The organism is Streptomyces sp. HmicA12, from assembly GCF_000373565.1.
GTDB lineage: Bacteria > Actinomycetota > Actinomycetes > Streptomycetales > Streptomycetaceae > Streptomyces.
In genome coordinates, this window is the sequence record NZ_KB891818.1 from 62,061 (window position 1) to 73,350 (window position 11,290).

The 11,290-nt window shown below is 70.1% G+C and carries 9 protein-coding genes; 6 read left to right on the forward strand and 3 right to left on the reverse strand.

All coding sequences use genetic code 11. The features are described from left to right. Positions 1-10 precede the first annotated feature (10 nt). From B072_RS0125910 to B072_RS0125920, 3 genes are all read right to left on the reverse strand, one after another. Complete coding sequence (locus B072_RS0125910) at positions 11-958, reverse strand: carbohydrate ABC transporter permease (protein ID WP_018532864.1); 948 nt, start codon at positions 956-958, stop codon at positions 11-13. A 44-nt stretch (positions 959-1,002) separates the two neighbouring features. Then, positions 1,003-2,289, reverse strand: coding sequence for an ABC transporter substrate-binding protein (locus B072_RS0125915; RefSeq protein ID WP_018532865.1), 1,287 nt, complete (start codon positions 2,287-2,289; stop codon positions 1,003-1,005). 158 nt (positions 2,290-2,447) lie between these two features. Then, a complete protein-coding gene (locus B072_RS0125920; RefSeq protein WP_018532866.1) occupies positions 2,448-3,374 on the reverse strand; it encodes a helix-turn-helix domain-containing protein in 927 nt (308 codons plus the stop codon). Positions 3,375-3,558: 184 nt separating this feature from the next. Between B072_RS0125920 and tkt the strand changes: the two genes are divergently transcribed. The 6 genes from tkt to B072_RS0125950 form a co-directional block, all read left to right on the forward strand. After that, entirely contained in the window at positions 3,559-5,655 is a 2,097-nt protein-coding gene (gene tkt / locus B072_RS0125925) for a transketolase (protein ID WP_018532867.1), read from the forward strand. 41 nt (positions 5,656-5,696) lie between these two features. Next, on the forward strand, positions 5,697-6,824 hold the full coding sequence (gene tal, locus B072_RS0125930; protein ID WP_043244737.1) for a transaldolase: 1,128 nt from the start codon (positions 5,697-5,699) through the stop codon (positions 6,822-6,824). Beyond that, positions 6,821-8,368: a glucose-6-phosphate dehydrogenase gene (gene zwf / locus B072_RS0125935; RefSeq protein ID WP_018532869.1), complete on the forward strand. Its 1,548-nt coding sequence runs from the start codon at positions 6,821-6,823 to the stop codon at positions 8,366-8,368. The genes tal and zwf overlap by 4 nt, the downstream gene beginning before the upstream one ends. After that, the gene (gene opcA / locus B072_RS0125940) at positions 8,365-9,315 is read left to right on the forward strand and encodes a glucose-6-phosphate dehydrogenase assembly protein OpcA (RefSeq protein ID WP_018532870.1); all 951 of its coding nucleotides are present in this window, start codon (positions 8,365-8,367) and stop codon (positions 9,313-9,315) included. Before zwf ends, opcA begins: the two co-directional genes overlap by 4 nt. Continuing rightward, positions 9,308-10,954, forward strand: a complete 1,647-nt coding sequence (gene pgi, locus B072_RS0125945) for a glucose-6-phosphate isomerase (RefSeq protein WP_018532871.1) — start codon at positions 9,308-9,310, stop codon at positions 10,952-10,954. The genes opcA and pgi overlap by 8 nt, the downstream gene beginning before the upstream one ends. Before the next feature lie 22 nt (positions 10,955-10,976). Beyond that, positions 10,977-11,290 (forward strand): NAD(P)-binding domain-containing protein (locus tag B072_RS0125950; protein WP_018532872.1); only part of this gene is annotated, 314 nt, incomplete at its 3' end.

Below are 11,290 nucleotides of genomic sequence, written 5' to 3' on the forward strand. Positions count from 1 at the left end.
TCCGATCGGATCAGTAGCTCTGGCGGAACACGCGCCGGATGGCGAGCAGTCCGGCGAGGCCGACGAGGAAGAGGAGGACTCCGACGGTCTGGCTGTAGCCGAGATCCGCGGCCACGAACGCCTTCTGGTAGACGAGGAACGACAGCGTCGTCGACGAACTGCCCGGACCGCCCTGCGTCAGCAGCAGCACGTGCTGCGCCGAGCCGAACAGCGTCCACAGGAACTGCAGCATCGTCACCACGCCCACGTAGTCCCTGATCACGGGGAAGTGGACGCGCCACATGGTCCGCCAGTGACCGGCCCCGTCCAGCTGGGCCGCCTCGCCCAGCTCCTCCGGGACGCTGCCGAGCCGCGCCGCGAACAGCACGGCGGTGAAGCCGATCCCGGCCCAGACGTCGAGCGCGATCAGGCAGGCGAGCGCGGTGGACGGAGAGGCCAGCCAGGCGTCGGCCATCGAGCCGAGCCCGACCGCCTTCAGGCCGCCGTTGAGCAGGCCGTCGGGGGAGAGGGCCGCGTAGAAGACCATCGCCTTCGCCGGGGTCGAGATGAGCCCCGGTATGAAGAGGAGGTACCGGATGACGCGGTGCCCCGGCGGCCGCTGCGCCACGTAGTAGCCCAGCATGTACGCGCAGATCACCATCACGGGGATGGCGACGACGAGCTGGATCGCCGTGTTCTGCACGGCGTCCCAGAACACCGGGTCCGCGAAGACGGTCCGCACGTTGTCGAACCCGGCGAACGACACCGGCTGCAGCATGCCCGGCCAGTGCAGCGCCGCCACCACGAAGATGGCGACCAGCGGGCCGACCATGAAGACCAGGTACCAGACGAGCGCGGGCAGCGCGAGGATCGTGCCGCCCTGCCGGCGCGGGCGCCGGACGGAATCAGGAGAGGACGGGGCCGGGCGGCGAACCGCGGTCTCGCCCGCTGTCGACGGCAGTGTCGTCTGCGTCGTCATGGAGCAACTCCCTTACACAGGAGGAGAGATGAGGGGGCGGGCGGTCAGACGCCGCGGTAGGCGGCTTCCAGGACGGAGCGGACCTTCGCCGCGCTCGTGCCCCGCGTGAAGGACGTACTCGTCGCGGTGATCAGCGGCTGGCTCGCGGCCGGCGGCACGTACACGTCCGGCAGCAGCACCTCGCTCACGTCGGACCCGAGCCGCTGCGCCGCCGCCACCAGCGGGAAGCCCGAGCTGACCGCGTCCGAGCGCAGGGCCATGTCGCGGCCCGACTCCTTGATGAACCGGGCGACGGTGTCCTCGCGGTAGAAGAACTTCAGGAACTTCTCGACCGCGTCGATCTTCTTCGTGCCGTTCGGGCTGATCCAGAAGCCGATGAGGGTGTACGAGCGGATGATCGTCGGCTTGTCGTGCGCCGCGCCCGGCGCCAGCGGCCAGCCGCCCACGTCCGTGTGCTTGACCACCGCGTCCGGGATCTTCGCGAGCGCCGACGACATCGCCGACTGCATGGCCGCCGCCTGCGTGTTGAACTGCGTCGTCATCGTGTCCGACGTCAGGCCCTGCGCCTTGTCGGTGAAGACCCCGGCGTCGCGCAGCTCGACGAAGTACTCGATGCCCCGGCGCACGTCGCGCCCGCCGAAGTCCCCCGTCGTGTAGACGTGCTTCGCCTCGTCCTGGCTCATGAAGGTCTGCATGACCTGCGCGAGCAGCTTCTGCCCGGTCCAGTCGTTGCCGCCGACGGTCACGGGGGAGAGGTTCTTCCTACGCAGCTTGCGCGCGGCGCCGATGAGCTCGTCACCGGTGACGGGGACGCGGTCGACCCCGGCCCGGTCGAGCAGCGCCCGGTTGAAGGCGACCGGCCAGTTCGTCGCGAAGTACGGGAAGGCGCGCAGCCGTCCCTTGCCGTCGGTCCAGGCGTCCAGCGCGACGGGCCGCACGCGCTCGCGCAGGCCCCAGTCGTCCAGATAGCCCTTGACGTCGACGGTCGCGCCGACGTCCGTCCAGGCCAGCGTCTTGTCGTAGAGGTTGACCATGACGACGTCCGGCTCCTTGCGGGCAAGACGTGAGGTCTCGTAGACCTGCGCGAGGTCGTCGCCGTTGACGAGATTGCGGACCTTGAGGCCGGACTCCTTGCGGAACCGGTCCAGCGCCGCGAGATACGTGGGCGAGCCGGGCGCGGTCGTGCCGAGCTGGCTGTGCACCACGAGGGTGTCGGGATCGTCGTCGGCCGCGGCGAGCGAGGAGCAGCCGGACAGGGCGGGCAGGGCGGAGGCGGCGGCGAGCGAGCCACCGGCGGCGAGGAATCCGCGCCGACTCAGCGGTGAGGGCACAGCGGTATGTCTCCAACCAGGGGAGGACCACGGGGGCCAGGGTGGTTAATCGATATACCTGCGGGGGTGCGAGCACCGTACGAGGACGGAGGGAAACGGTCAACCCCCTGTTGCGCAGGATGAAATCGATGCCCCGGGGGCCGGTGGGATCCCTCGCCTCAGGTCTGCTCGGCCCGGAACGCCGCCGGGGTGATGCCCGCGTGCTGCTGGAAGTACTTCGAGAAGTTCGCCGAGTCCGGGACGCCGACCGCGGCCCCGATCCGGCCGACCGGCAGGTCCGTGTGGGCGAGCAGCCGCTTGGCCTCCAGGACCACGCGCCGGTCGATGAACGCCTTCGGGGTCAGGCCGGTCGCGGCGCGCACCGCGCGGACCAGGGTGCGTCGCGAGTAGCCGAGCTCGTCCGCGTACGCGCTGACGCTGTGGTTCGTCGTGAAGCTCTGCTCGACGGCCGTGCGGAACCGGGTGAACGTGGTGTCGGGCTGCGGCTCGCACGCGTCCGCCGCGGCCTGCGCCGACACGTGCGCCACCCGCAGCATGAAGGCCGTGAGGGTGTGCCGGAGCACCGACGTGTGCAGGCTCAGGGGGAGTGTCGAGGTGTCCAGGTACTCGCGCTGGAGTTGCTCCAACGAGGCCTGGATGGCGGCGAGTTGGGCCTCGTCGGGGTGGAGCAGCGGCGGCCGGTCGTAGCGGTACAGGCCCGTCGCCTCGACGATGGCGCGCGGCAGGAAACCCGGCTGCATCGTCAGCGCCGTGCCCACGTACGCCTCCGTCGCCGAGAAGCCGTGCACCTGGCCCGGGCGGATCCACAGGATGTCGCCCGCCCCGACCTCGTACTCCGCGAAGTCGACCATGTGGCGGACCGGGCCCTCGCGGAAGAACAGCAGGACGTGGAAGTCGATGCGGTGCACGCGCCGTGAGAGGCCGACGCCGCCCGCCCACGGGCCGTCCGTCCCCATCGGTCCGACCTGGATCCCGACCCCGGAGACGCTCGCGCTCGGGTCGAAGGGGTACGTGCGGATTCCCGCTCGATCTGCGGGTGGTGTCCGCAGATGTGCGCTCGGATGCGCGCCGCCCTGCTCCGTCATCAACTTTCCTTGCGTATCGCTTCTGTAGGTGTCCCATTTTCACCGAACGCTGGCACGGGCGCACCTACCTCGCCAAAAGTATGACCTTTAAGTTCGTAGGTGGCTCCACCTGGGACTTTGGTCCTGATGGGGCGGTGCCTTTCGGCACGAAGGACAGGCAACGGATGCGAAGGAAGTCATACAGATGAGCACGCAGACACCCGACGGACTCGAGCCTTTCGAGCGCCCCTTCGAGTGGACCGATCTCGACCAGCGTGCCGTCGACACCGCCCGCCTCCTGGCGGCCGATGCCGTGCAGAAGGTCGGGAACGGACACCCCGGCACGGCGATGAGCCTCGCCCCCGCCGCGTACACCCTCTTCCAGAAGGCCATGCGCCACGACCCGGCCGACCCGGAGTGGACGGGCCGCGACCGCTTCGTCCTCTCGCCCGGCCACACCAGCCTCACCCTGTACACCCAGCTCTTCCTCTCCGGCTACGAGCTGAGCCTGGACGACCTCAAGGCGTTCCGCACGCAGGGTTCGAAGACGCCCGGCCACCCCGAGTACGGGCACACCGCCGGTGTCGAGACCACGACGGGCCCGCTGGGCCAGGGCGCCGCCAACGCCGTGGGCATGGCGATGGCCGCCCGCTACGAGCGCGGCCTGTTCGACCCCGAGGCCCCGGCCGGCACCTCCCCCTTCGACCACACCATCTGGGCGATCGTCTCCGACGGCGACCTGGAGGAGGGCGTCTCCGCCGAGGCCTCGTCCCTCGCCGGACACCAGAAGCTCGGCAACCTCGTCTTCCTCTACGACGACAACCACATCTCCATCGAGGGCGACACCGCGACCGCGTTCTCCGAGGACGTGCTGAAGCGCTACGAGGCGTACGGCTGGCACGTGCAGCGGATCGAGCCCACGGTCGCCGGTGACGTCGACGTCAAGTCCCTCCACGAGGCTCTCGCCGCCGCCAAGGCCGAGACCGCCAGGCCGTCCATCATCGCGATGCGCACGATCATCGCCTGGCCCGCGCCGAACGCCCAGAACACCGAGGCCTCCCACGGCTCGGCCCTCGGCGCCGACGAGATCGCCGCGACCAAGCGCGCCCTCGGCTTCGACCCCGAGCAGACCTTCATCGTCGAGGACGAGGTCCTCGCCCACTCCCGCAAGGCGCTCGACCGCGGCGCCGAGGCGCACGCCGCCTGGGACAAGAAGCTCGCCGAGTGGCGCAACGCCCACACCGACCGGGCGCAGACCCTCGACCGCATCCTCGCCGGCCGGCTGCCCGAGGGCTGGGAGCAGTCCCTGCCCGCCTTCGAGACCGGCTCCAAGGTCGCCACCCGCGCCGCGTCCGGCAAGGTCCTCCAGGCCCTCGGCCCGATCATCCCCGAGCTGTGGGGCGGCTCCGCCGACCTGGCGGGCTCCAACAACACCACCATCGACAGGACCAGCTCCTTCCTGCCGGCCGGCAACCCGCTCCCCGAGGCCGACCCGTACGGCCGCACCGTCCACTTCGGCATCCGCGAGTTCTCGATGGCCGCCGAGATGAACGGCATCGCGCTGCACGGCAACACCCGCGTCTACGGCGGCACCTTCCTGGTGTTCTCCGACTACATGCGCAACGCCGTCCGCATGTCGGCCCTGATGCAGCTCCCCGTCACCTACGTCTGGACCCACGACTCCGTCGGTCTCGGCGAGGACGGCCCGACCCACCAGCCCGTCGAGCACCTCGCCTCGCTGCGCGCCATCCCGGGCCTGAACGTCGTCCGCCCGGCCGACGCCAACGAGACGGCCGTCGCCTGGCGCGAGATCCTGCGCCGCGGCTCGGTCAAGCCGGCCCCGCACGGCCTGGCGCTGACCCGGCAGGGCGTGCCGACCTACGAGGCCAACGAGCTTGCCGCCAAGGGCGGTTACGTCCTCGCCGAGGCCTCGAAGAGCACCCCCGACGTCATCCTCATCGCCACCGGCTCCGAGGTGCAGCTCGCCGTCGCCGCCCGCGAGCGGCTGGAGTCCGAGGGTGTCGCCACCCGCGTCGTGTCGATGCCGTCCGTCGAGTGGTTCGAGGAGCAGGACGCCGAGTACCGCGCGTCCGTCCTGCCGCCGTCGGTCAAGGCCCGCGTCGCGGTCGAGGCCGGCATCGGCCTGACCTGGTACCGCTACGTCGGCGACGCCGGCCGCATCGTCTCCCTGGAGCACTTCGGCGCCTCCGCCGACGCGAACGTCCTGTTCAAGGAGTTCGGCTTCACCGCCGAGAACGTCGCAGACAAGGCCCGGGAATCCCTCTCGGCCGCCCGCGCTTGATCACTTTGCACCTCAGTACGCGAAAGAAGATGAAGAACACCATGAGCAACGCCGCTGTCTCGTCGCCCCTCAAGGCCCTGTCCGACGAAGGCGTTTCCATCTGGCTGGACGACCTGTCCCGCAAGCGCATCGAGTCCGGCAACCTCGCCGAGCTCATCGAGAAGTCCCACGTCGTCGGCGTGACGACGAACCCCTCGATCTTCCAGGCCGCCATCGGCTCCGGCGAGGGCTACGAGGAGCAGCTCGCCGACCTGGCCGTCCGCAAGGTCACCGTCGACGAGGCCGTCCGCATGATGACCACGGCCGACGTCCGCGCCGCCGCCGACATCCTGCGCCCGGTGTACGACGCCACCGGCGGCCGTGACGGCCGCGTCTCCATCGAGGTCGACCCGCGCCTGGCCCACGAGACCGAGGCCACCATCGCCGAGGCCAAGCAGCTGGCCTGGCTCGTCGACCGCCCGAACGTCATGATCAAGATCCCGGCGACCCTCGCGGGCCTCCCGGCGATCACCGAGGTCATCGGCCTCGGCATCTCGGTCAACGTCACGCTGATCTTCTCCCTCGACCGCTACAAGGCCGTCATGGACGCCTACCTGGCCGGTCTGGAGAAGGCCCACGAGCGCGGCCTCGACCTCTCCGTCATCCACTCCGTCGCGTCGTTCTTCGTCTCGCGCGTCGACGCCGAGATCGACAAGCGGATCGACGCCCTCGGCACCGACGAGGCCAAGGCCGTCCGCGGCAAGGCCGCCCTCGCCAACGCCCGTCTCGCCTACGAGGCCTACGAGCAGGTCTTCGCCGCCGAGCGCGCCACCGAGCTGGAAGCCGCCGGCGCCAACAAGCAGCGTCCGCTGTGGGCCTCGACCGGCGTGAAGGACAAGGCGTACAAGGACACCCTGTACGTCGACGAGCTCGCCGCCCCGGGCACCGTGAACACCATGCCGGAAGGCACGCTCAACGCCACCGCCGACCACGGCGACATCCACGGCGACGCCGTCTCGGGCACCTACGAGACCTCCCGCGAGGAGCTCGCCGCCGTCGAGAAGCTCGGCATCTCCTACGACCAGGTCGTCCAGCAGCTCGAGGACGAGGCCGTCGCCAAGTTCGAGATCGCCTGGAACGACCTGCTCGCCACGGTCGCCGACCGCCTCCAGGGCGGCGAGGCCAAGTGAGCGTCGCCTCCCGTCCGTCGCAGGAGTGGCTGAATCCGCTCCGTGACCCCCGCGACCGCCGCCTGCCGCGCGTCGCGGGCCCCTCGGGGCTCGTCATCTTCGGTGTGACCGGTGACCTGTCCCGCAAGAAGCTGATGCCGGCGGTCTACGACCTCGCCAACCGCGGTCTGCTGCCGCCCGGCTTCTCGCTCCTCGGCTTCGCCCGCCGCGAGTGGGAGGACCAGGACTTCGCCCAGGACGTCCACGACTCGGTGCGCGAGCACGCCCGTACGCCGTTCCGCGAGGAGGTCTGGGCCCAGCTCGCCGAGGGCATGCGGTTCATCCCCGGCGACTTCGACGACGACACCGCGTTCAAGCAGCTGCGCGAGGCCGTCGACGAGCTGGACGAGAAGCGCGGTACCAGCGGCAACTACGCGTTCTACCTGTCGGTGCCCCCGAAGTTCTTCCCGAAGGTCGTCCAGCAGCTCAAGAAGCACGGGCTGGCGGACGCCCCGGAGGGCTCGTGGCGGCGCGCCGTCATCGAGAAGCCGTTCGGCCACGACAGCGAGTCGGCGCGCGAGCTCAACGCGATCGTGCACGACGTGTTCGCGCCCGAGCAGGTCTTCCGCATCGACCACTACCTCGGCAAGGAGACCGTCCAGAACATCCTGGCGCTCCGCTTCGCCAACCAGATGTACGAGCCCATCTGGAACCGGTCGTACGTGGACCACGTGCAGATCACCATGGCCGAGGACATCGGCATCGGCGGCCGCGCCGGCTACTACGACGGCATCGGCGCCGCCCGCGACGTCATCCAGAACCACCTGCTCCAGCTGCTCGCCCTCACGGCGATGGAGGAGCCGGCCGCGTTCGACGCCGAGTCGCTCGTCAACGAGAAGCTCAAGGTCCTGAAGTCCGTACGACTGCCCGCCGACCTGACGAAGTCCACGGTGCGTGCGCAGTACGCGCCGGGCTGGCAGGGCGGCGAGAAGGTCCGCGGCTACCTCCAGGAGGACGGCATCGACCCGGCCTCCAAGACCGACACCTACGCCGCCGTGAAGCTGGAGATCGACAACCGCCGCTGGGCCGGCGTGCCGTTCTACCTGCGCACCGGCAAGCGCCTCGGCCGTCGCGTCACCGAGATCGCGGTCGTCTTCCAGCGCGCCCCGCACTCCCCGTTCGACTCCACCTCCACCGAGGAACTCGGCCAGAACGCGGTCGTCATCCGGGTCCAGCCCGACGAGGGCATGACCGTACGCTTCGGATCGAAGGTCCCGGGTACCTCGATGGAGATCCGCGACGTCTCCATGGACTTCGCGTACGGCGAGTCGTTCACGGAGTCCAGCCCTGAAGCGTACGAGCGGCTGATCCTGGACGTGCTGCTGGGCGACGCCAACCTCTTCCCGCGCACGGAGGAGGTCGAGGAGTCCTGGCGCATCCTCGACCCCGTCGAGGAGCACTGGGACGCTCACGGCAAGCCCGCCCAGTACGCCTCGGGCAGCTGGGGCCCGGGGGAAGCGGACGAGATGCTCGCACGAGACGGACGGAGCTGGCGCAGGCCATGAAGATCGACCTGACCGACACCACGGCAAGCAAGGTCAACAAGGCGCTCGTGCAAGGGCGTCGGGCCATCGGGACGCCCGCCGTGGGCATGGTCCTGACGATGGTCATCGTCACGGACGAGGAGAACGCGTACGACGCGACGAAGGCCGCCCAGGAGGCGTCCCGCGAGCACCCCTCGCGCACCCTCGTCGTCATCCGGCGCACCAAGCGCTCCCCGCGCGACCGCCAGGGCAACCGCCTCGACGCGGAGGTCCGGGTCGGTTCCGACGCGGGCACCGGCGAGACCGTGATCCTGCGCATGTACGGCGAGGTCGGCAAGCACGCCGACTCGGTCGTCCTGCCGCTCCTGCTTCCGGACGCGCCCGTCGTCGTCTGGTGGCCGGTGGACGCCCCGGACGAGCCCGCCAAGGACCCGCTGGGCGCGCTCGCCGCCCGCCGGATCACCGACGCGTACGCCGTCGAGGACCCGATCGCCGCCCTCGCGCTGCGCGCCAAGTCCTACGCCCCCGGCGACACCGACCTGGCCTGGACCCGCCTCACCCCGTGGCGCTCCATGCTGGCCGCCGCTCTCGACCAGGCCCGCGCCGACATCATCTCCGCGGCCGTCGAGTCCGAGGCCGAGAACCCCAGCGCCGAACTGCTCGCGCGCTGGCTCGGCACCCGGCTCGGCGTCAAGGTCGAGCGGGTCACCACGGACGGCCCGGTCGTCACCGCGGTCCGCCTCGGCACGGCGAACGGCGACATCGTCATCGACCGCCCCGACGGCCCCCTCGCCACCCTCACCCTGCCCGGCCAGCCGGAGCGCACCCTCGCCCTGAAGGTCCGCTCGACGTCCGAGCTGATCGCCGAAGAGCTCCGCCGCCTCGACGCGGACGAGATGTACGCCGTCGCGCTGCACGGGGACGCGTCCGGAGCCACGGCACCCAAGGAGTCTGTTCAACATGCCTGACGGCAAGCCCCTGTTGACGCGCCGCCCCCAGTGGACCGCACTGGAGGACCACCGCGCCAAGTTCAACGGCACGCACCTGCGCGACCTGTTCGCCAACGACCCCGGGCGCGCCGGGCGTTACACGGTCCAGGTCGGCGACCTGCACATCGACTACGCGAAGCACCTGGTCACGGACGAGACGCTCGCCCTGCTCCAGGAACTGGCCACCGCCACCGACGTGTTCGGGCAGCGCGACGCCATGTTCCGCGGCGAGAAGATCAACACGACCGAGGACCGCGCCGTGCTGCACACGGCCCTGCGCGCCCCGGCCGACGCCGTGGTCGAGGTCGACGGCGAGAACGTGGTGCCGGGTGTGCACGCGGTGCTCGACAAGATGGCCGTCTTCGCCGACAAGGTCCGCTCCGGCGAGTGGACAGGCCACACCGGCAAGCGCATCAAGAACGTCGTCAACGTCGGCATCGGCGGCTCCGACCTCGGTCCCGCGATGGCGTACGAGGCCCTGCGCCCGTTCACCGCACGGGAGTTGACGTTCCGCTTCGTGTCGAACGTGGACGGCGCCGACCTGCACGAGGCCGTCCGCGACCTCGACCCGGCCGAGACGCTGTTCATCATCGCCTCGAAGACGTTCACGACGATCGAGACGATCACGAACGCGACCGCGGCCCGCACCTGGCTGCTGAAGGCGCTGAAGGACGACGCGGCCGTCGCGAAGCACTTCGTCGCCCTGTCGACCAACGCCGAGAAGGTCTCCGACTTCGGCATCGACACGGCCAACATGTTCGAGTTCTGGGACTGGGTCGGCGGCCGCTACTCCTTCGACTCGGCCATCGGCCTGTCGCTGATGATCGCCATCGGCCCGGACCACTTCCGGGAACTGCTCGACGGCTTCCGCCTCGTCGACGACCACTTCCGCACGGCACCGGCCGAGGCCAACGCGCCGCTGCTGCTCGGCCTGCTGGGCATCTGGTACGGCAACTTCCACGGCGCCCAGTCGCACGCGGTGCTCCCGTACTCGCACTACCTGTCCAAGTTCACCGCCTACCTCCAGCAGCTCGACATGGAGTCCAACGGCAAGTCCGTGGACCGCGAGGGCCGGGGCGTGGAGTGGCAGACGGGCCCGGTCGTCTGGGGCACCCCCGGCACCAACGGCCAGCACGCCTACTACCAGCTCATCCACCAGGGCACCAAGCTGATCCCGGCGGACCTCATCGGCTTCGCGAAGCCGGTCGAGGAGCTCGGTGAACTCGCGGGCCAGCACGACCTGCTGATGGCCAACCTGTTCGCGCAGGGCCAGGCGCTCGCCTTCGGCAAGACGCCGGACGAGGTGCGCGCGGAGGGCGTCGCCGAGGAGCTGGTCGCCCACAAGACGTTCAAGGGCAACCACCCGACGACCACGATCCTGGCGAAGGAACTCACCCCCTCGGTCCTCGGGCAGCTCATCGCGCTCTACGAGCAGAAGGTGTTCGTCCAGGGCGCCGTCTGGAACATCGACTCCTTCGACCAGTGGGGCGTCGAACTGGGCAAGGTCCTCGCCAAGCGCGTCGAGCCCGCCCTCACCGAAGGCGCCGAGGTCCCCGGACTCGACGCCTCCACCCAGTCCCTGGTCGACACCTACCGCGCGCTGCGCGGCCGTAACTAGCACTGAAGGTAAGTGAACTGACATGCAGCTTGGTCTGATCGGTCTCGGCAAGATGGGCGGCAACATGCGCGAGCGCATCCGCCGCGCAGGCCACGACGTCATCGGCTACGACCGCAACGCCGAGGTCTCCGACGTCGCCTCCCTCCAGGAGCTCGTCGAGAAGCTCGAAGGCCCGCGCGTGGTGTGGGTGATGGTCCCGGCCGGTGCCGCGACCCAGTCCACGGTCGACGAGCTCAAGGAGCTTCTGTCCGAGGGCGATGTCGTCGTCGACGGTGGCAACTCGCGCTGGACGGACGACGAGAAGCACGCGGCCGAGCTGGGCGTGAAGGGCATCGG